The 19480-nt window shown below is 58.9% G+C and carries 18 protein-coding genes; 3 read left to right on the top strand and 15 right to left on the bottom strand.

Features of this window, described 5'->3' with window-relative positions; genetic code table 11:
- Nucleotides 1–65: 65 nt before the first annotated feature.
- The 11 genes from NJC38_RS24955 to NJC38_RS25005 form a co-directional block, all read right to left on the bottom strand.
- On the bottom strand, nt 66–740 hold the full coding sequence (locus NJC38_RS24955; RefSeq protein ID WP_045493157.1) for an NADH-quinone oxidoreductase subunit B: 675 nt from the start codon (nt 738–740) through the stop codon (nt 66–68).
- Nucleotides 741–750: 10 nt separating this feature from the next.
- On the bottom strand, nt 751–1164 hold the full coding sequence (locus NJC38_RS24960) for an NADH-quinone oxidoreductase subunit A (RefSeq protein ID WP_045493154.1): 414 nt from the start codon (nt 1162–1164) through the stop codon (nt 751–753).
- A 463-nt stretch (nt 1165–1627) separates the two neighbouring features.
- Complete coding sequence (gene aceA, locus NJC38_RS24965) at nt 1628–2953, bottom strand: isocitrate lyase (protein WP_045493151.1); 1326 nt, start codon at nt 2951–2953, stop codon at nt 1628–1630.
- A 573-nt stretch (nt 2954–3526) separates the two neighbouring features.
- Entirely contained in the window at nt 3527–4267 is a 741-nt protein-coding gene (locus NJC38_RS24970) for a secretin N-terminal domain-containing protein (protein WP_253117537.1), read from the bottom strand.
- 260 nt (nt 4268–4527) lie between these two features.
- A complete protein-coding gene (locus tag NJC38_RS24975) occupies nt 4528–4953 on the bottom strand; it encodes a GNAT family N-acetyltransferase (protein WP_045493144.1) in 426 nt (141 codons plus the stop codon).
- Entirely contained in the window at nt 4946–6112 is a 1167-nt protein-coding gene (locus tag NJC38_RS24980; protein WP_253117538.1) for a cupin domain-containing protein, read from the bottom strand. Before NJC38_RS24980 ends, NJC38_RS24975 begins: the two co-directional genes overlap by 8 nt.
- An 81-nt stretch (nt 6113–6193) precedes the next feature.
- Nucleotides 6194–7564, bottom strand: a complete 1371-nt coding sequence (purB, locus tag NJC38_RS24985; RefSeq protein ID WP_253117540.1) for an adenylosuccinate lyase — start codon at nt 7562–7564, stop codon at nt 6194–6196.
- Nucleotides 7565–7681: 117 nt separating this feature from the next.
- Nucleotides 7682–8302 carry a high frequency lysogenization protein HflD gene (gene hflD / locus NJC38_RS24990; RefSeq protein ID WP_045493135.1) on the bottom strand — a complete coding sequence of 207 codons (621 nt, stop codon included), beginning with the start codon at nt 8300–8302 and terminating at the stop codon, nt 7682–7684.
- Entirely contained in the window at nt 8302–9432 is a 1131-nt protein-coding gene (gene mnmA / locus NJC38_RS24995; RefSeq protein WP_253117541.1) for a tRNA 2-thiouridine(34) synthase MnmA, read from the bottom strand. The genes hflD and mnmA overlap by 1 nt, the downstream gene beginning before the upstream one ends.
- A 60-nt stretch (nt 9433–9492) precedes the next feature.
- Nucleotides 9493–9939, bottom strand: coding sequence for an NUDIX hydrolase (locus tag NJC38_RS25000; protein ID WP_253117542.1), 447 nt, complete (start codon nt 9937–9939; stop codon nt 9493–9495).
- A gap of 243 nt (nt 9940–10182) precedes the next feature.
- On the bottom strand, nt 10183–12408 hold the full coding sequence (locus NJC38_RS25005; RefSeq protein ID WP_253117543.1) for an NADP-dependent isocitrate dehydrogenase: 2226 nt from the start codon (nt 12406–12408) through the stop codon (nt 10183–10185).
- A 602-nt stretch (nt 12409–13010) separates the two neighbouring features.
- Here NJC38_RS25005 and icd point away from each other — a divergent pair.
- Nucleotides 13011–14273 carry an NADP-dependent isocitrate dehydrogenase gene (gene icd, locus NJC38_RS25010; RefSeq protein ID WP_253117545.1) on the top strand — a complete coding sequence of 421 codons (1263 nt, stop codon included), beginning with the start codon at nt 13011–13013 and terminating at the stop codon, nt 14271–14273.
- Between the two features lie 83 nt (nt 14274–14356).
- Here the strand turns inward: icd and cspD are convergent, their stop codons facing one another.
- Nucleotides 14357–14635: a cold shock domain-containing protein CspD gene (cspD, locus tag NJC38_RS25015; protein ID WP_045493125.1), complete on the bottom strand. Its 279-nt coding sequence runs from the start codon at nt 14633–14635 to the stop codon at nt 14357–14359.
- A 240-nt stretch (nt 14636–14875) separates the two neighbouring features.
- On the opposite strand from cspD, the gene clpS reads away from it, so the two are divergent.
- Both clpS and clpA read left to right on the top strand, forming a co-directional pair.
- A complete protein-coding gene (gene clpS, locus NJC38_RS25020; protein WP_045493123.1) occupies nt 14876–15238 on the top strand; it encodes an ATP-dependent Clp protease adapter ClpS in 363 nt (120 codons plus the stop codon).
- 30 nt (nt 15239–15268) lie between these two features.
- Entirely contained in the window at nt 15269–17542 is a 2274-nt protein-coding gene (gene clpA / locus NJC38_RS25025; RefSeq protein WP_045493120.1) for an ATP-dependent Clp protease ATP-binding subunit ClpA, read from the top strand.
- A gap of 131 nt (nt 17543–17673) precedes the next feature.
- Here the strand turns inward: clpA and infA are convergent, their stop codons facing one another.
- From infA to aat, 3 genes are all read right to left on the bottom strand, one after another.
- Entirely contained in the window at nt 17674–17892 is a 219-nt protein-coding gene (gene infA / locus NJC38_RS25030; RefSeq protein WP_002553999.1) for a translation initiation factor IF-1, read from the bottom strand.
- A gap of 101 nt (nt 17893–17993) precedes the next feature.
- Nucleotides 17994–18701: an arginyltransferase gene (locus tag NJC38_RS25035; RefSeq protein WP_045493118.1), complete on the bottom strand. Its 708-nt coding sequence runs from the start codon at nt 18699–18701 to the stop codon at nt 17994–17996.
- Nucleotides 18702–18751: 50 nt separating this feature from the next.
- Nucleotides 18752–19441: a leucyl/phenylalanyl-tRNA--protein transferase gene (gene aat, locus NJC38_RS25040; RefSeq protein ID WP_253117546.1), complete on the bottom strand. Its 690-nt coding sequence runs from the start codon at nt 19439–19441 to the stop codon at nt 18752–18754.
- Between the last annotated feature and the right edge of the window lie 39 nt (nt 19442–19480).

Raw genomic sequence — 19480 nt, forward strand, 5'->3', positions numbered from 1 at the left:
ATCACTTCGGTCAACGTACAGAGTCAACCCCGTTCTTGTCTTTGTTATAAGAACAACGGGGCGTATCAGACTTCGTCGGGGCTGCGCAGGTTGGTGACCTGAATACGCTGTTCGCGGCGCTGAACCTTGGTCGACGGCATTTCGGCACGGTAGATGCCTTGATCGCCGACAACCCAGGAAAGCGGGCGCCGCTCTTTGCCGATCGACTCCTGCAGCAGCATCAAGCCTTGCAGGAACGCTTCGGGGCGGGGCGGGCAGCCTGGCACGTAGACATCCACAGGCAGGAACTTGTCCACGCCCTGAACCACGGAGTAAATGTCATACATGCCGCCGGAGTTAGCGCACGAGCCCATGGAAATGACCCACTTGGGTTCGAGCATTTGCTCGTAGAGACGCTGGATGATCGGAGCCATCTTGATGAAGCAGGTCCCGGCAATAACCATGAAATCCGCCTGACGCGGCGATGCCCGGATGACTTCGGCGCCGAAGCGCGCGATGTCATGGGGCGCCGTGAAGGCGGTGGTCATTTCCACGTAGCAGCACGAAAGGCCGAAGTTATACGGCCACAGGGAGTTTTTGCGCCCCCAGTTGACTGCGTTGCTCAGAACATCTTCGAGCTTGCCCATGAAGATGTTCTTGTGAACCTGGTCCTCTAACGGGTCGGAAACGGTTTCCCGTTCGCCGATTGGATACTGCTCGTTAGGCGCATCCGGGTCGATCCTGGTGAGATTGTATTGCATTGCCAAAGCCTCATTGTTTTAGCTTCGCCTGCCGCTTACGACGACCTTCGGGTGCCCAATCGAGCGCCCCCACTCGCCAAAGGTAGACAAGACCTGCCAACAGAATTGCTATGAAAACGAGAGCTTCGACGAATCCGGCCCAGCCGCTTTCGCGTACCGACACAGACCATGCAAAGAGAAAGAGGGCTTCGATATCGAAGATCACGAACAGCATCGCGACCAGATAGAATTTTGCGGAGAGTCGCAGCCGGGCGCCGCCGGTGGGCAACATGCCGGACTCGAAAGGTTCGTTCTTGCTGCGCCCCCAGGCGCGGCTGCCGAGCAGGCTGGACAGGCCAAGCATGAAGGCACAGAGGCCGACGACGCCCAAAAGGAAGATGGCGAGGGCCCAGTTGTGGGCGATCAAACCTGTCGATTCGGACATGCTGGCAATCCTTAATCAGAGCGCGAAAGGGCTCTGAGCTTGAAATATTTAAGAGTGTAGGCCGTGACGAAATGTCGCAACGAAATCAATAAAACTGATTTTATGTGCAAATAGAGGGCAAGTAAATTTTCTACATGAAAATTATTCGACCGGTTGGTCGCAGTAATGGCTTGCATGGCGCTGCAGGCCACGTAAACCGTGTATTACTACTGTTTTAGTCAAGTATGTTTATCGTATCGAAAAGCAAACGAAGAGAATCTTAATGATAATTGATATCATCTGGTAATCAGTATCATTGGATTTGCTGCTGTTGAAAGAAAGTGATTTAACTCATCTTACAAGTAGCAGAATTGCGAAAGTGCCACCTTGCTTGAGGTCAATGTTGCGGAAAGTAACGTTACTCGGGGTGTAAAAGATGAGCCACTGGTAAAAGTGGCTCATGGTTACTCAACTGCGCTCAGTTTCAGTGAAACTGCTCCTGCTCGGTGGAGCCGGTGAGGGCGGTGACCGACGAACTGCCACCCTGAATCACTGTGGTCATGTCGTCGAAATAGCCGGTACCGACTTCCTGTTGGTGGGCGACGAAGGTGTAACCCTTGGCGGCGTCGGCAAACTCCTGTTCCTGCAGCTTGACGTAGGCGGTCATGTCATTGCGGGCGTAGTCATGCGCCAGGCTGAACATGCCATGCCACATGTTGTGGATGCCAGCCAGGGTGATGAACTGATGTTTGTAGCCCATCGCAGACAGCTCGCGCTGGAATTTGGCGATGGTGGCATCGTCCAGGTTCTTCTTCCAGTTGAAGGATGGCGAGCAGTTGTACGACAGCAGCTGGTCCGGGTATTCCTTCTTGATTGCCTCGGCAAACCGGCGAGCCTCGTCCAGATCCGGCTTGGCGGTCTCGCACCACACCAGGTCGGCATAAGGTGCGTAGGCCAGGCCCCGGGCGATCGCCTGATCGAGGCCGGCGCGCACCTTGTAGAAGCCTTCCTGGGTGCGGGTCCCGGTCACGAATGGCTGATCATAAGGGTCGCAGTCAGAGGTCAGCAGGTCGGCAGCGTTGGCGTCGGTGCGCGCCAGGATAATGGTCGGCACCCCGGCCACGTCGGCAGCCAGACGTGCGGCAACCAGCTTCTGCACCGCTTCCTGGGTCGGCACCAGTACCTTGCCGCCCATATGACCGCACTTTTTAACCGAGGCCAGCTGGTCTTCGAAATGCACCCCGGCGGCGCCGGCTTCAATCATGCTTTTCATCAGCTCATAAGCATTGAGCACACCGCCAAAGCCGGCCTCGGCGTCCGCCACGATAGGGGCAAAGTAATCGATGTAGCCTTCATCGCCGGGATTCTTGCCGGTTTTCCATTGAATCTGGTCGGCCCTGGTGAAGGCGTTGTTGATCCGTCGCACGACGGTGGGCACCGAGTCGACCGGGTACAGTGATTGGTCGGGGTACATGGACTCGGCCGAGTTGTTGTCGGCAGCGACCTGCCAGCCGGACAGGTAAATGGCCTGGATACCCGCCTTGACCTGCTGGACGGCTTGTCCGCCGGTCAGTGCCCCCATGCAGTTGACGAAGTCTTTGTCGGGACGAAACGACGGTCGCGCACCCTGGGTAATCAGGTTCCACAGTTTTTCGGCGCCCAGTTTTGCAAACGTGTGTTCCGGTTGTACCGAGCCACGCAGGCGGACGACATCAGCAGCAGAATAGGTTCGGGTCACATTGTTCCAGCGCGGATTTTCAGCCCAGTCTTTTTCAAGAGCCGCTATTTGTTGTTCGCGTGTCAGTGCCATGTTGATAAACCTCAGTTCCTGGGTTTTTCAGGCTGTGAAGCGTCGCGTCAATGACTCGCTACGTTTCAGCAGTCTGATGCGGTTGGAGTGTCCTGCTCCGCCAAAACGCCTCGTTTATCGAAGGCACGATTAGCTCACTGATCGGAAAACTTGCGGCGAACCGCATTTGCATCGGGTTGCGACGGATGAACGAATGGCTCGGGGTGTCGAGCGGGCATTCAGGTGCTGTCGAAAAGTACGCACAGAACGATGTTGCACAGTGCGAAGCTCACTACATTTTATCTGACTGCCGAACAGGGCTACCGTCCCTCAGGACAACTTCGTTCCAGTCGCAACCTCGTCAAACTGCCTTTTGGGCGGTCAAGACACGAAACGGTCCATGCAGTGGCGACGGACGTGCTTCGAAGGCTCTATTCAAGCCTCTGATCAGCGGGAGCGAGGCCATCATGCCGCGCCGTTTTTGCTCCGTCAAACGTTTTGTAGTGCTTTTATGGTGTCACTACATCTTTGGTCTAATACGACTGGTGGGTCACCAAAAGGCCCGTAGGTTCTGGCTTTGCGCCAGAGGCCGGGTTAGTCGAGGGCATCGACCTTGACGCGTAGCAGCATGTCGTCGCGGCCCTGGGTCGAGTAGTACTGGGCATTGCCCTGACGATCGGCTATCGACTGGCTCTGGTTGCCTGCCAGGGTGATCCATTCGCCAAGCCGGCCGCTGACCTTGCTATCGGTACTCTGCACCTTGATTGCGTCCGGGCGCTCCTGGCTGAGGCGGTCACGGTTGGTGCTGATGCTCAGGTGCACGATATCGCCGGTCACGCTGGCGGTGACGTAGAAGCCCTGGGTCACGTTGCGATACTGGGTTTCGCTCTGGCTATAACCGTAACTGTCGGTGCGTGAGGTGGTGAGCGGAACACTCTGGCCGACTTGAATCAGCGCCGGGGTGCCTTCGCTGGTCTGCACCTGCTGCACGCCGCCCTCACGGCTGCTGGTGCCGTAGCTGATCACCCGGCCGCTGCTGGCGCCGTTCTGGCTGTGTGCAGCACTGTCGCTGGTGTCGACACTGATCAGCAGGCGTCTGGCGGCTACATCGAGTTGGGCGAGCAGGGCGCGCAGTTCTTCGATCCTGCGCGACTCGGCGTTGACGATCAACTGGTTGCCATAGGCGCTGACCGTGCCGTCCTGGCCAAGGAAGTTGCGTGCTACCGGCAGCATTTCGTCACTGGTGCGGTAATTGAGCGGCACCACTTCCGTGGCAGCCAGTACCGGGGTGCTTACAGCCAGCAGCAGTGAAACCAGCAAGGGGCGTACAGACATGTCCTTTCTCCGCGAAGAGCTTCCAGAAGGGCGCCGCTAAAAACTACCTGCGTGCCATCGCTGGGTTAAAAACAGGCTTGTGCGCGAGTCCGACCGTTGCTCGCCTGTTTTTGCCTTGCGCTGGCTGCCTCGCCTACGTTTTAGAGGTGCCCTGAAGGCTTGAGTGTGCCACTTTGCCGAGCGATAGCAAAACGCCCCGATCAACCGGCCGGTAACGGCGGGTCGAGCGGGGCGTTGATCGCAGGTGTGCAGTTTTTAAACTACACCGCCTCGCGGAGCATATCCACATGCGGCAGGCCGGCTTCGAGGAACTCGTCGCTGACCACGCGAAAGCCAAAGCGCTCATAAAAGGGCGCGGCATGAACCTGTGCGCTTAGCTTCTGCTGTTGCAGGCCGCGCTTTTCGGCCTCGCTCAGCACCGCGCCGAGCAGGGCTTCGCCAACCTTCAGGCCACGCCAGTCCTTGAGTACCGACAGACGACCGATTTCACCGTCCGGCAGCAAACGTGCGGTGCCTATCGGATAGTCGCCTTCGTTGGCCAGGAAGTGTACGGCGTCGGCATCTTCGGCATCCCATTCCAGCTCTGGAGGAACCGCCTGTTCGAAGATGAACACGCTTTCACGGATACGCCGTATGGCGGCGTTGTCCTTGTGCCAGTCTGCAACCGATACGCTGATTTTATTCATCGGCAAATCCCAGGCTTCCTTGTTTTACCAGCTCGCAAAGCAGTGTGCGTCCGTCCTCGTCCGCCAGCCAGGGTCCGAGGTTCTCGATGTGCAGGGCGTCGGCGGCGCAGATCAGTTTGAGCAGATCGCGCAGCTTGCCCGGCAGCAAGCGGCTCTGGCCGCTGGCGAACAGCAGCAGGTCTTCATCGACATTTGACCAGGCCAGACGCGCGCTTGGGTTGCGAATGATGATGGCACCTTGTTCCAGGCTGTCCAGCAGGTCTTCTTCTTGCAACTCTTCGCCGCTGACCAGTTCCGGGTGGCGTGGCTCGGTCATGAACTGGCCGAACCAGGTCAGTAGCAGCCGCTCATCGCCCATGTGCTCGGCGAGCAGGCTCTTGAGACGGTCCAGCGCGTCGTGCTGGATCTGGTGTGGATCTGCAGCGGGCTGAAGGTTGGCGTCAGTGTAACGCTCTTCGTCAGGAATGAACTGGCTGAGGAAGTCGGTAAAGTGTGTCAGAACTTCAGCGGCGCTTGGCGCGCGGAAACCTACCGAATAGGTCAGGCAGTCGTCTACCGCCACGCCCCAGTGGGCCAGGCGCGGTGGCAGATAGAGCATGTCGCCAGGCTCCAGAGTCCACTCATCAGTACCTTCGAAGTCTGCCAGGATGCGCAGGTCAGCGTGCTGGATCAGCTCGCTTTCGGTGTTGCACAGCTGGCCCACTTTCCAGTTGCGTTTGCCGTGGCCTTGCAGCAGGAATACGTCGTAGTTGTCGAAATGCGGGCCAACGCTGCCGCCCGGTGCGGCGTAGCTGATCATCACGTCGTCGATGCGCCAGCTTGGCAGGAAACGGAAGTTCTCCAGCAGTTCGGCGACTTCCGGCACGAACTGGTCAACCGACTGCACCAGCAGGGTCCAGTCACGCTCTGGCAGCTTGCTGAACTCGTCCTCTGCGAACGGGCCGCGACGCAGCTCCCATGGGCGCTCGCCGTTCTCGATGATCAGGCGCGATTCGATTTCTTCTTCAAGCGCCAGGCCGGCCAGTTCGTCAGGCTCGATAGGGCTCTGGAAGTCACTGATGGCCTGACGGATCAGCAAAGGCTTCTTCTGCCAGTAGTCACGCAGGAAGACGCGTGCACTTATGCCGCCCAGAAGTTGCAGAGGAATATCAGGATTCATGTTCAAACCATTGAAATAAGGTGATTTTCGTTCGCGAATAAAAACGCCCGGCTGGGCCGGGCGTTATTCGCGGGGCGCAGGTCAGATGCGTTTGGCCTGGGCCACGGCATTGCCGATGTAGTTGGCTGGCGTCAGTTTCTTGAGTTCGGCCTTCGCGTCGCCCGGCATGTCCAGGCCATCGATGAAGGTCAGCAGCGCTTCAGGGCTGATGCCTTTGCCGCGAGTCAGCTCCTTGAGCTTCTCGTACGGGTTCTCGATGTTGTAGCGGCGCATGACGGTCTGGATCGGCTCGGCCAGCACTTCCCAGCAGGCGTCCAGGTCGGCGGCGATGCGTTGCTCGTTCAGCTCCAGTTTGCCGATGCCCTTGAGGCTGGCTTCGTAGGCGATGACGCTGTGCGCAAAGCCCACGCCCAGGTTACGCAGTACGGTGGAGTCGGTCAGGTCGCGCTGCCAGCGCGAGATCGGCAGTTTGCTGGCCAGATGCTGGAACAGCGCATTGGCGATACCCAGGTTGCCTTCGGAGTTTTCGAAGTCGATCGGGTTGACCTTGTGCGGCATGGTCGAGGAGCCGATTTCGCCAGCGACAGTCTTCTGCTTGAAGTAGCCCAGGGAAATGTAGCCCCAGATATCGCGGTCGAAGTCGATCAGGATGGTGTTGAAGCGGGCAACCGCATCGAACAGCTCGGCAATGTAGTCGTGCGGCTCGATCTGGGTGGTGTACGGGTTGAACTCCAGGCCCAGCTCGTCTTCGATGAAGGCGCGGGCGTTGGCTTCCCAGTCGATGTCCGGGTAGGCCGACAGGTGGGCGTTGTAGTTGCCCACGGCGCCGTTGATCTTGCCCAGCAGCGGTACGGCTGCGACCTGGGCGATCTGCCGCTCGAGGCGGTAGACGACGTTGGCCAGTTCTTTGCCCAGGGTGGTTGGCGAAGCCGGCTGGCCGTGGGTGCGCGACAGCATCGGCACGCCGGCAAAGCGCTGGGCCAGTTCGCGGATCGCGTCGGCGATCTGGCGCATCAGCGGCAGTACCACGGTGTCGCGGCCTTCGCGCAGCATCAGTGCGTGGGACAGGTTGTTGATGTCTTCACTGGTGCAGGCGAAATGGATGAACTCGCTGACCTTGTTCAGTTCAGGCAGCTTGGCGGCCTGTTCCTTGAGCAGGTACTCCACGGCTTTCACGTCGTGGTTGGTGGTGCGCTCGATTTCCTTGACGCGCTCGGCGTGCTCCAGCAGGAAATTGTCTGCCAGGGTGTCGAGAATGGCGTTGGCTTCGGCGCTGAAGGCCGGCACTTCGGTGATTTGCGGGTGCGCCGCCAGACGCTGCAACCAGCGTACTTCGACCAGAACACGGAAACGGATCAGGCCGTATTCGCTGAAGATAGGGCGCAGGGCCTGGGTTTTGCCACCGTAGCGGCCGTCGACAGGGGAAACCGCGGTGAGCGAAGAAAGCTGCATGGGGTGCTCTCGGACAGTCTGGCTTTGAAAAGGGCGCACATCATACACGAAATCACCGCTCATCTGGAGCGGGCTGACCAGCGTAGATAGCGTCGCGTGCAGTCGATGCGCGGCGTTTCAGCCGTGCATCATGGTATAGAGTTCATTCAACAACTTGCGGCGGCTGAACACCAGTTGCCAGCGATGGCCGCCAACTTGCCGCCACAGGCGCGCCGAGCGAATGCCGGCCAGCAACAGGGCGCGAATCTTCGAGGCGTTGCTGGGCTGCTGCAGATTGCGCATGTCGCCTTGCACCTGAATACGCTGGCGCAGGGTGCTCAGGGTGTCCTGGTACAGCGCACCGCTGGCGGCGATCACGTTTTCGTGAGTGATGCCGAAATGCTCAACCTGAGACTGGATCTGCGGCAGCCGCCGGCCAATCACTTCCAGCATGTCGTTGCGCTTGGCCAATTGTCGCTCCAGGCCCAGCATCGACAGCGCATAGCGCAGCGGCTCGCGCTGCAATGTGCCGGGGTCGCGCTCCAGGGCGCTGGCCAGGGCGCGCAAGCCTTCGCGCAGGTACTGATCGCTGCCGCCGTATACCTCCAGGGTGTCCTTCGGGTCAAGTACCAGCAGGCTGCCAAGCATGCAGCCCAGTTCGGCTTCGCTGACCTGGCCGGTCTTGGCGATGCGGTCGACCAGCACAGCGGTCTGGAATACGCCGCCCAGGGCGGTCAATTGTTCCTGAATCGGAGTCATCAAACCATGTCCTTGCTGTGCCAGGGTTCGGCAATTTCAATAACGCCGCCGCCCAGGCAGATTTCACCGTCATAGAACACCACCGATTGCCCTGGTGTGACAGCGCGTTGCGGCTCGTCGAACACCGCACGGTAACCGTTGGCGGTTTTCTCCAGGGTGCAGGCCTGGTCGGCCTGGCGATAGCGGACCTTGGCAGTCAGGCGTCGCGGGCTGTGCAGGTCAATCGGGTTGACCCAGTAAATTTGCGAAGCCAGCAGGGCGCGCGAGAACAGCCATGGATGATCGTTGCCCTGACCGACGATCAGCTCGTTGTGGGTCAGGTCTTTTTCCAGCACATACCAGGGCTCGTCGCCGGCGTCTTTCAGGCCGCCAATGCCCAGGCCCTGGCGCTGACCAATGGTGTGGTACATCAGCCCGGCATGCTGGCCGATGACTTCGCCTTCAGTGGTCTTGATCTCGCCGGGCTGGGCGGGCAGATACTGGCGCAGAAAGTCGGTAAAACGTCGCTCGCCGATGAAGCAGATCCCGGTCGAGTCTTTCTTGCGGGCGGTGATCAGGCCGTGTTTCTCGGCAATCGCCCGCACTTCGGGTTTTTCCAGTTCACCGACCGGAAACAGGGTGCGGGCGATCTGCTCGCCGCCGACGGCATGCAGGAAATAGCTCTGGTCCTTGTTCGGGTCCAGGCCCTTGAGCAGCTCGGTGTGGGTGGCGGTGTCGCGGCGACGCACATAATGGCCGGTGGCAATCAGGTCGGCGCCCAGGCTCAGTGCATAGTCGAGGAATGCCTTGAACTTGATTTCCCGGTTGCACAGGATGTCGGGGTTGGGCGTGCGGCCGGCCTTGTACTCTTCCAGGAAGTGTTCGAACACGTGATCCCAGTACTCGGCAGCGAAGTTGGCCGTGTGCAGCTTGATGCCGATGCGGTCGCAAACGGCCTGGGCGTCGGCCAGGTCTTCTTTCGCGGTGCAGTATTCGGTGCCGTCGTCTTCTTCCCAGTTCTTCATGAACAGACCTTCCACCTGATAGCCCTGTTCCAGCAGCAGAACGGCGGATACGGAGGAATCCACGCCGCCGGACATGCCGACGATGACACGGGGTTTATCGGTGTTTGGAAGGGCAGAATCAGACATGGGCATTCAACAGCTATGGGTGAAAAGGACGCGATTCTATCAGGCGCGGGCTGTTGCGTCTCATGCCTTGTCGCGCAGCAGCTCAAGACTGAAACGCTCGCCTTGCAGGTAATCATCGACACAGCGCAGCACCAGCTCACTGCGCCAGCGTGCCTGTTGGGTAACCAGTTCATCGCGATTCAGCCAGACCGGGCCGATGATGCCGTCGTCCAGTTGATAGTCGGGGTTGTGCTTGAGGGGCTTGGCGGCAAAGCAGATTCGCTGATAAGTGACGCCATTGCTGGGGGCGGTGTACAGGTAAATGCCGACCACCCCGGTCAGCTCCACATCCCAGCCGGTTTCTTCCAGGGTTTCGCGCACTGCCGCACGCTGCAGGCTTTCATTCGGATCCAGATGTCCGGCCGGCTGATTCAACACCGTCTGCCCGCTTTGCAGTTCCTCGACGAACAGGAAGCGGCCCTGATCTTCAACGATAGTGGCGACGGTTACGTGGGCTTGCCAGGTCATGGGTGGATCCTTGAGAGTCTTGGTGGGTGGCAGTATACGTAAAGGCGGGGAGTGGGTGGTTTGAGGGGGGGGTATCCTGTGGTGTGCATCCTCAGCTGATGTGTTGGGTTTTAGTCACCTTTGCGCTTTTAGAAGGCTTTCGCGACTGAAGTCGCTCCTGCAAAAAGCTGGAAACTTCGGTGCCTCAAAAAACAACAACCCCGGCTGCGTGGGCCGGGGTTGTTGTTTACAGCAGCTTGAACCTTACAGCGCAGCGATTGCCGCGTTCAGGGTCTCGCTAGGGCGCATGGCCTTGCTGGCCAGCTCCGGCTTGGCGAAGTAGTAACCGCCAATCTCAACCGGCTTGCCTTGTACCGCATTGAGCTCGGCAACGATTTTCTCTTCGTTGTCGGTCAGGGTCTTGGCCAGTGGCGCGAACTGGGCCTTCAGGGCCGCGTCGTCATTCTGTGCCGCCAGTGCCTGCGCCCAGAACAGGGTCAGGTAGAAATGGCTGCCGCGGTTGTCGATGCTGCCGACCTTGCGCGATGGCGACTTGTTGCGGTCCAGGAACTCACCGGTCGCCTGGTCCAGCGTCTTGGACAGCACCAGTGCTTTCGGGTTGTTGTAGGCATTGCCCAGGTGCTCCAGAGAAGCCGCCAGAGCCAGGAATTCGCCCAGCGAGTCCCAGCGCAGGAAGTTCTCTTCGACGAACTGCTGCACGTGCTTTGGCGCCGAACCGCCAGCACCGGTTTCGAACAGGCCGCCACCGTTCATCAGCGGCACGATCGACAGCATCTTGGCGCTGGTGCCCAGCTCCATGATCGGGAACAGGTCGGTCAGGTAGTCGCGCAGTACGTTACCGGTGGCCGAGATGGTGTCTTTGCCGGCGCGGGTACGCTCCAGGGTCAGCTTCATTGCCTCGACCGGGGTCAGGATCTGGATGTCCAGGCCCGAAGTATCGTGGTCGCCCAGGTACTTCTTGACCTTGTCGATCACCAGTGCGTCGTGACCACGCGCCGGGTCCAGCCAGAACAGCGCAGGCGTGCTGCTGGCGCGAGCGCGGTTGACGGCGAGTTTGACCCAGTCCTGGATCGGCGCGTCTTTGGTCTGGCAGGCGCGGAAGATATCGCCCGCTTCGACGTTCTGCTCCAGCAGGACTTCACCCTTGCTGTTGGATACACGTACAACGCCGTCAGCCTTGACCTGGAAGGTCTTGTCGTGAGAGCCGTACTCTTCGGCTTTCTGGGCCATCAGGCCGACGTTCGGCACGCTGCCCATGGTGGTCGGATCGAATGCGCCGTGCTTTTTGCAGTCTTCGATAACCGCCTGGTAGATGGTGGCGTAGCTGCGATCCGGGATCACGGCCTTGGCGTCGTGCAGTTGGCCATCGGTGCCCCACATCTTGCCCGAGTCACGGATCATGGCCGGCATCGAAGCGTCGACGATCACGTCGCTTGGTACGTGCAGGTTGGTGATGCCCTTGTCGGAGTTGACCATCGCCAGTTGTGGGCGAGCAGCGTAGACGGCGTCGATGTCAGCCTTGATTGCGGCTTGCTTGTCGGCCGGCAGGCTGCCGATACGGTTGTACAGGTCGCCGATACCGTTGTTCAGGTCAAAGCCGATTTCCTTGAGCACGTCGGCGTGCTTGGTCAGGGCGTCCTGATAGAACTCTTCGACGATCTGGCCGAAGATGATCGGATCGGAGATCTTCATCATGGTGGCTTTGAGGTGCACCGAGAACAGTACGCCTTGTTTCTTGGCGTCGTCGATCTCGGCCGCGATGAAGCTGCGCAGGGCCTTTTTGCTCAGTACCGAGCTGTCGATGATTTCACCGGCCTTGACGGCGGTTTTCTCTTTCAGGACGGTGGCAGTGCCGTCCTTGGCGATCAGTTCGATCTTCAGGCTGTCGTCGGCTTCGATCAGGGCGCCTTTTTCGCTGCCGTAGAAATCGCCACCGCTCATGTGGGCTACATGGGCCTTGGAGTCTGCTGCCCAGGCGCCCATCTTGTGCGGGTGCTTGCGCGCGTAGTTCTTGACCGACAGCGGTGCGCGACGGTCGGAGTTGCCTTCACGCAGGACCGGGTTCACGGCGCTGCCCTTGACCTTGTCGTAGCGGGCGCGGGCGTCTTTCTCGGCGTCAGTGGACGGCGCTTCAGGGTAGTCAGGAATGGCGTAGCCCTGTTCCTGCAGCTCTTTGATGGTGGCTTTGAGTTGCGGAACCGAAGCACTGATGTTCGGCAGTTTGATGATGTTGGCTTCTGGTGTGGTAGCCAGTTTGCCCAACTCGGCAAGATGATCCGGGATTTGCTGGTCGGCGCGCAGCGACTCCGGGAAGCTGGCCAATACACGGCCCGCCAGGGAAATGTCACGGGTCTCGACGTCGATGTCGGACGAAGCCGTGAACGCTTCGATGATGGGCAGCAGGGAATAAGTGGCGAGGGCCGGAGCTTCGTCGGTGAAGGTGTAGATGATCTTCGAGCGGTTGGACATTCGTATTAACTCTCTGTTTTGCTGAGCATGCACAAAATCCCGATACGCGCTGAGTAGGCGCTTGACCCGGGTTCGTGCCACGGGCTCGGGTCGGGATTGATTCGCGGTGATGTTGGGTGCATCAGTCGAGCGTCAAGCAATCGGGCACCATAACGGCACCTCTAAAAACTACCTGCGTGGCCATCGCTGCGTTAAAAACAGGCTCAAAATGCTCATTTACAACCCGTAAACTCCGCTTTCTCGCCTGTTTTTGCCTTGCACTGGCTGCCTCGCCTACGTTTTTAAAGGCGCCCATAAGTCCCAACGCAGATCGGAGCTGGTGTCGTGTATCCGGACGGGCCAGTTCCAGTGACTGGAGCCCCTATGACTCGGCAGTCACGCCGGAGTATATCAAACCCTGAAACGCAAGCATTAATGCTATGCGGCCAATTGGCGCATGCCAATACGGCCTTGGTCGAACGCAAGCGCTCTGGATCAATGCTTTTCGGGATTTTGCAAAAGATTGCGCGATGGTGTCCAGTGGCCGTGATTGTCAGAAGCGGCACGGGTGCTAGGCTTCATTGCGGTCAGGCTGTCCAATCAGACACGTATTGGAGCTCAGCATGAAATACGCAAAGATCACAATCCCCGCCATTGGTGAGCAGATCACCGTCAACCCGGATCACTCGCTCAATGTCCCCGAGCAACCGATTATTCCTTATATAGAAGGCGATGGCGTGGGCGTCGATATCACCCCTGTCATGCTCAAGGTCGTCGATGCTGCAGTCGCCAAGGCTTACGCCGGAAGCCGAAAAATTGCCTGGATGGAGGTCTATGCCGGAGAAAAGGCCACCCAGGTCTATGCCCCGGACATATGGTTGCCCGATGAAACCCTGGATGCACTGCAGCGCTACGTGGTGTCGATCAAGGGGCCGCTGACTACACCGGTTGGTGGCGGAATCCGTTCGCTGAACGTTGCTCTGCGCCAGCAACTGGATTTGTACGTCTGCCTGCGTCCGGTGCGCTGGTTTGCCGGGGTGCCCAGCCCGGTCAACAAGCCGGGTGATGTCGATATGGTGATCTTTCGTGAGAATTGCGAAGACATTTACGCCGGTATCGAGTGGGCGGCGGGTTCACCCGAGGCGCAGCGGGTCATCGATTTTCTGAAAGAGCAAATGGGAGTGACGCGCCTGCGCTTCGACCACGACTGCGGAATCGGTATCAAGCCGGTTTCCCGTGATGGCACCCGGCGGCTGGTGCGTAAGGCTCTGCAATATGTGGTGGATCATGACCGGCGTTCGCTGACCATTGTGCACAAGGGCAACATCATGAAATACACCGAAGGCGCCTTCAAGGAGTGGGGTTATGAGGTGGCCTCGGCGGAGTTTGGTGCGACGCTGCTCGACGGCGGGCCCTGGATGCGGTTCATCAATACCAGGACCGGTAATGAGGTGGTCGTCAAGGACGTCATCGCCGATGCGATGTTGCAGCAGGTGCTGTTGCGCCCGGCTGAGTACGACGTGATTGCAACCCTGAATCTCAATGGCGACTACCTGTCCGATGCGCTGGCCGCTCAGGTCGGTGGTATCGGTATTGCTCCGGGCGCCAATCTGTCTGATGACGTTGCGGTGTTCGAAGCAACCCATGGTACGGCGCCGCGTTATGCGGGCAAGGACCAGGTCAATCCGGGGTCTCTGATTCTGTCGGCAGAAATGATGCTGCGCCATCTGGGCTGGGTTGAGGCGGCAGGGCTGATCGTTCAGGGGATCGAAGCGGCGATGGCTGAGAAAACCGTTACCTATGATTTCGCACGGCTGATGGAGGGGGCCAACCGGGTGTCCTGCTCGGGGTTTGGTGATGCGCTGATTGCGCACATGCAGGCGTAAAGAGGGGTCACGAGCGGCCGGTTCGAACTGCTGAACCGGCGTGCTTTACATCACATCATGGCTGGGGTTTGTGGTGGTTCGCCTCAGGCTGGCACATTGGAGGTTTTCAAGGTCAAGGTCGCTGCACTGGACGCTTCGATCGGCTTGGCGGCAGTGGCCGCAGCGGGCGAAATGTTAACGGCGTGCAGACCCTTGGGGCCCTGAATAATCTCGAAGTTGACCGGCTGGCCGGCTTTGAGTGTCTTGTAACCGTCCATCTGAATAGCTGAATAATGCGCGAACAGATCTTCATCCCGGCCGTCGGCAAGGATAAATCCATAGCCTTTTGCATTATTGAACCACTTGACTTTACCACTGAGCATAGCCATATCCCTCTGCAAAGGACTCCGTCTGGAGTATCATCCACCTCAATCCGCCATACCTGAAATAAAATTTTGGTTGACTGCGCGGACCCTTTTTACCCAATGTGGGCTCTATTGTTTGTAACACCGTTTAGCTGATAGTCAAGGTCATGCGGCAGTCCATTTCAATGAATGGGCGTTCTGACAGCGGCCAATTGCTATTAGTTCAATCCGACCTACGCAAATTTCGAACGTTTTCCCATGCATGCAATCAGCAAGATTCGACTAACCTTCAATCAGGACGATCAGCAGCCTTACGAGGATGACTCGGCCGGTGTTGCAGTGCAGGACGCTCAGCCGACTCTGCAGGCCCCACCGATGTATAAGGTGGTTTTGTTCAACGATGATTACACGCCGATGGATTTCGTCATCGAAGTGCTGGAGGTGTTCTTCAATCTGAATCGTGAGCTGGCAACCAAGATCATGCTGACTGTCCATACAGAGGGGCGGGCAGTATGCGGATTGTTTACCCGTGACATCGCCGAGACCAAGGCCATGCAGGTCAATCAGTACGCCAGGGAAAGTCAGCATCCACTACTCTGTGAGATCGAGAAGGACGGTTAACGCCGACCACTTGGGTTATGAGGTGAAGCTATGTTAAACCGTGAGCTCGAAGTCACCCTCAATCTGGCCTTCAAGGAGGCGCGCTCGAAGCGTCATGAGTTCATGACCGTCGAGCATCTGCTTCTGGCCTTATTGGACAACGAGGCCGCTGCCACCGTTTTGCGGGCATGCGGCGCGAACCTCGATAAGCTCAAGCATGATCTGCAGGAGTTCATCGACTCCACTACGCCACTGATCCCCGTGCATGACGAAGATCGGGAAACCCAGCCGACGCTGGGCTTCCAGCGCGTTCTGCAGCGCGCAGTCTTTCATGTACAGAGCTCCGGCAAGCGTGAAGTGACCGGCGCCAATGTACTGGTTGCAATCTTCAGCGAACAGGAAAGCCAGGCCGTCTTTCTGCTCAAGCAGCAGAGCGTGGCCCGGATCGATGTCGTCAATTACATTGCCCACGGGATTTCCAAGGTCCCCGGGCACGGCGAACACTCTTCCGAAGGTGAGCAAGATATGCAGGACGACGAGGGTGGTGAGGCTTCTTCCTCTGGCAATCCTCTGGATGCCTATGCCAGTAACCTTAACGACCAGGCCCGCCAGGGGCGTATCGACCCGCTGGTCGGTCGCGAGCAGGAAGTCGAGCGCGTGGCGCAGATCCTGGCCCGTCGTCGCAAGAACAACCCGCTACTGGTCGGCGAGGCCGGTGTGGGCAAGACAGCCATTGCCGAGGGCCTGGCCAAGCGTATTGTCGACAATCAGGTGCCTGACCTGCTGGCCAGCAGTGTCGTCTACTCGCTGGACCTGGGCGCGCTGCTGGCGGGCACCAAGTACCGCGGTGACTTCGAGAAGCGCTTCAAGGCGCTGCTCAACGAATTGCGCAAACGCCCGCATGCGATCCTGTTCATCGACGAGATTCACACCATCATCGGTGCCGGTGCTGCCTCCGGTGGCGTGATGGATGCCTCCAACCTGCTCAAGCCGCTGTTGTCGTCAGGCGAGATCCGCTGCATCGGTTCCACCACCTTCCAGGAATTTCGCGGTATTTTCGAGAAGGATCGTGCCCTGGCACGGCGCTTCCAGAAGGTTGACGTGTCTGAGCCGTCGGTTGAAGACACTATTGGCATTCTCAAGGGGCTCAAGGGTCGCTTCGAGCAACACCACAACATCGAGTACAGCGACGAAGCCCTGCGTGCCGCCGCCGAGCTGGCTTCACGCTATATCAACGACCGGCACATGCCTGACAAGGCCATCGATGTGATCGACGAGGCCGGTGCCTACCAGCGCCTGCGGCCGGTCGAGCAGCGGGTCAAGCGCATCGAGGTTGCTCAGGTCGAGGACATCGTTGCCAAGATCGCGCGCATTCCGCCCAAGCACGTCAACAGCTCCGACAAGGAACTGCTGCGCAACCTGGAGCGTGACCTCAAGCTCACCGTATTCGGTCAGGATGCGGCCATCGACTCGCTGTCGACCGCCATCAAGCTGTCCCGGGCCGGCTTGAAGTCACCCGACAAGCCAGTAGGCTCGTTCCTGTTTGCCGGTCCTACCGGGGTTGGCAAGACCGAGGCGGCACGCCAGTTGGCCAAAGCGCTGGGCGTCGAGTTGGTCAGGTTCGACATGTCCGAGTACATGGAGCGCCATACCGTCTCGCGGCTGATCGGTGCGCCACCGGGTTATGTCGGCTTCGACCAGGGCGGTCTGTTGACCGAGGCTATCACCAAGCAGCCGCATTGCGTATTGCTGCTCGATGAAATCGAGAAGGCTCACCCGGAAGTCTTCAACCTGCTGCTGCAGGTCATGGACCACGGTACCCTGACCGACAACAACGGGCGAAAGGCGGACTTCCGCAATGTGATCCTGATCATGACCACCAACGCCGGTGCCGAGACCGCTTCGCGGGCCTCGATCGGCTTCACGCATCAGGACCACTCCTCCGATGCCATGGAAGTGATCAAGAAGAGCTTCACGCCAGAGTTCCGCAACCGTCTGGATACCATCATCCAGTTCGGCCGGCTCAGTCACGAAGTCATCAAGAGCGTCGTCGACAAGTTCCTCACCGAACTGCAGGCGCAGCTTGAGGACAAGCGTGTCCAGCTTGAAGTGTCGGATGCGGCGCGCAGCTGGCTGGCTCAGGGCGGTTACGATGCAGCAATGGGCGCGCGGCCGATGGCTCGACTCATCCAGGACCGGATCAAGCGGCCGCTGGCCGAAGAGATCCTGTTCGGCGAGTTGTCCGAGCATGGCGGTGTCGTGCATATCGATGTCAAGGATGGCGAGATTACCTTCGACTACGAAACCACGGCAGAAATGGCCTGATCCCACTTGCTTCGCCCGCTGCCATTATGGCAGTGGGCGAGCAGGTGTTTATTCAGGTAAACAAATGCTTCAGGCAAGCAAAAACGACAAAGCCCGGCACTGCCGGGCTTTGTCGTTTAAAGCTTGTGCGATCAGCGTGCGCGGTAGGTGATACGGCCTTTGCTCAGGTCGTATGGCGTCAGTTCAACGCGTACCTTGTCACCAGTCAGAATGCGGATGTAGTTCTTGCGCATCTTGCCGGAGATGTGCGCGGTTACGACGTGCCCATTTTCCAACTCCACACGAAACATGGTGTTGGGCAGGGTGTCGACGACAGTGCCTTCCATTTCGAAGCTGTCTTCTTTCGACATGCAGTAAAGCCCTCGGGAATCAAATGAGTGGCCCGGTGCAAGTGGCGCCAGGCAAAAGCGGCGTGCATTGTGCCCGAAAAATGTGTTTCAAGCCAAGCAGTTCAGTACAGAGTGACCCATCTTTGATTGGTTAGCAGCTCAATGGGCCGATATTGGGTCTTGTAATTCATCTTTTTGCAGTTCTTGATCCAATAGCCGAGATAGACCGAGTGCAGGTGCAAACGTGCCGTTTCGGCGATCTGCCAAAGGATCGCGTAACGCCCCAGGCTGCGGCGTTCTTCGTCAGGCTCATAGAAGGTATAAACCGCCGACAGGCCATTGGGCAGCAGGTCGGTAACCGCCACTGCCATCAGTCGGCCTTCGGCGCGGAATTCGTAGAAGCGGGTAAACGGCAGGTCGCGAACCAGAAACGTGCTGAACTGCTCACGGCTGGGTGGGTACATGTCGCCATCGGCGTGGCGTTGTTCGATGTAGCGCTGATAAAGATCGAAGTATTCCTGGGTGAACACCGGCTTGACGCTGCGTACCACCAGGTCGGCATTGCGCTTGATGATGCGCTTTTGCTGGCGGTCAGGTTCAAACAATGCCACCGGAATGCGCGCCGGGATGCATGCGCTGCAGTTCTGGCAGTGCGGGCGGTACAGGTGGTCACCGCTACGGCGAAACCCCATGTCAGACAGGTCGGCATAGACCTGTACGTCCATGGGCTGGCTGGGATCGAGGAACAGCGTGGTCGCCTGTTCATCGGGCAGGTAGCTGCAGGAGTGGGGTTGAGTGGCATAAAACTTGAGGCGCGCCAGCTCTGTCATGATTGCCCCCGTTCTCGAAAACCTTGTAGCTATCAGTGTAAGCCAGCATGTCAGACTCGACTAGCTGACCAGTCAGCCTTATTGGCCGAGTCGAGGTATTGGTTCAGGTATTGGGCAAATGCCTGGCGCGGGATCGAGCGGGCGCCGAAGCTGTGCAGGTGCTGGGTAGGCATCTGGCAATCGATCAGCACGAAGTCCCAGGCCTTGAGGTGCTCCACCAGAGTCGCAAAGCCGACCTTTGAAGCATTGTCGGCGCGGCTGAACATCGACTCGCCAAAGAACAGGCGTCCCATGGCCAAGCCATACAGGCCGCCGACCAGTTCGTCGCCCAGCCAGACTTCGACGCTGTGAGCATGGCCGCGTTGATGCAACTCAAGGTAAGCGTCCTGCATGCTGGTGGTGATCCAGGTGCCCTGCGCATAGCTGCGCGGGGCTGCACAGGCCTCAATGACCGCGGCAAAGTCCTGGTCGAAGGTGACCCGGTACTTCTGTTGGCGCAGCAGCTTGGCGAGGCTGCGGGAAACATGCAGCTCTGCCGGGGGCAGAACGGTACGTGGGTCGGGGGACCACCAGAGAATGGGCTGGCCGTCCTGAAACCACGGAAAGCAGCCGTGGCGATAAGCCTGCACCAGGCGGTCGGCAGACAGGTCGCCGCCGGCGGCCAGTAACCCGTTGGGCTCGCGCAGGGCCTTGTCCAGGGGCGGGAAGTCGAGGCTGTCACGTCGTAACCAGGTCAGCATGGGATCAATGGGTCTCAGCAGGGGAGGGGAGGGCGTCAG

The sequence above is a fragment of the Pseudomonas sp. 21LCFQ010 genome (genome assembly GCF_024129905.1).
Taxonomy (GTDB): domain Bacteria; phylum Pseudomonadota; class Gammaproteobacteria; order Pseudomonadales; family Pseudomonadaceae; genus Aquipseudomonas.

Excerpts from the sequence above, each read along its gene's own strand:
- NJC38_RS24955 (WP_045493157.1), bottom strand. The coding sequence starts at position 740 with ATGCAATACAATCTCACCAGGATCGACCCGGATGCGCCTAACGAGCAG.
- NJC38_RS24960 (WP_045493154.1), bottom strand. The coding sequence starts at position 1,164 with ATGTCCGAATCGACAGGTTTGATCGCCCACAACTGGGCCCTCGCCATC.
- aceA (WP_045493151.1), bottom strand. The coding sequence starts at position 2,953 with ATGGCACTGACACGCGAACAACAAATAGCGGCTCTTGAAAAAGACTGG.
- NJC38_RS24970 (WP_253117537.1), bottom strand. The coding sequence starts at position 4,267 with ATGTCTGTACGCCCCTTGCTGGTTTCACTGCTGCTGGCTGTAAGCACC.
- NJC38_RS24975 (WP_045493144.1), bottom strand. The coding sequence starts at position 4,953 with ATGAATAAAATCAGCGTATCGGTTGCAGACTGGCACAAGGACAACGCC.
- NJC38_RS24980 (WP_253117538.1), bottom strand. The coding sequence starts at position 6,112 with ATGAATCCTGATATTCCTCTGCAACTTCTGGGCGGCATAAGTGCACGC.
- purB (WP_253117540.1), bottom strand. The coding sequence starts at position 7,564 with ATGCAGCTTTCTTCGCTCACCGCGGTTTCCCCTGTCGACGGCCGCTAC.
- hflD (WP_045493135.1), bottom strand. The coding sequence starts at position 8,302 with ATGACTCCGATTCAGGAACAATTGACCGCCCTGGGCGGCGTATTCCAG.
- mnmA (WP_253117541.1), bottom strand. The coding sequence starts at position 9,432 with ATGTCTGATTCTGCCCTTCCAAACACCGATAAACCCCGTGTCATCGTC.
- NJC38_RS25000 (WP_253117542.1), bottom strand. The coding sequence starts at position 9,939 with ATGACCTGGCAAGCCCACGTAACCGTCGCCACTATCGTTGAAGATCAG.
- NJC38_RS25005 (WP_253117543.1), bottom strand. The coding sequence starts at position 12,408 with ATGTCCAACCGCTCGAAGATCATCTACACCTTCACCGACGAAGCTCCG.
- icd (WP_253117545.1), top strand. The coding sequence starts at position 13,011 with ATGAAATACGCAAAGATCACAATCCCCGCCATTGGTGAGCAGATCACC.
- cspD (WP_045493125.1), bottom strand. The coding sequence starts at position 14,635 with ATGCTCAGTGGTAAAGTCAAGTGGTTCAATAATGCAAAAGGCTATGGA.
- clpS (WP_045493123.1), top strand. The coding sequence starts at position 14,876 with ATGCATGCAATCAGCAAGATTCGACTAACCTTCAATCAGGACGATCAG.
- clpA (WP_045493120.1), top strand. The coding sequence starts at position 15,269 with ATGTTAAACCGTGAGCTCGAAGTCACCCTCAATCTGGCCTTCAAGGAG.
- infA (WP_002553999.1), bottom strand. The coding sequence starts at position 17,892 with ATGTCGAAAGAAGACAGCTTCGAAATGGAAGGCACTGTCGTCGACACC.
- NJC38_RS25035 (WP_045493118.1), bottom strand. The coding sequence starts at position 18,701 with ATGACAGAGCTGGCGCGCCTCAAGTTTTATGCCACTCAACCCCACTCC.
- aat (WP_253117546.1), bottom strand. The coding sequence starts at position 19,441 with ATGCTGACCTGGTTACGACGTGACAGCCTCGACTTCCCGCCCCTGGAC.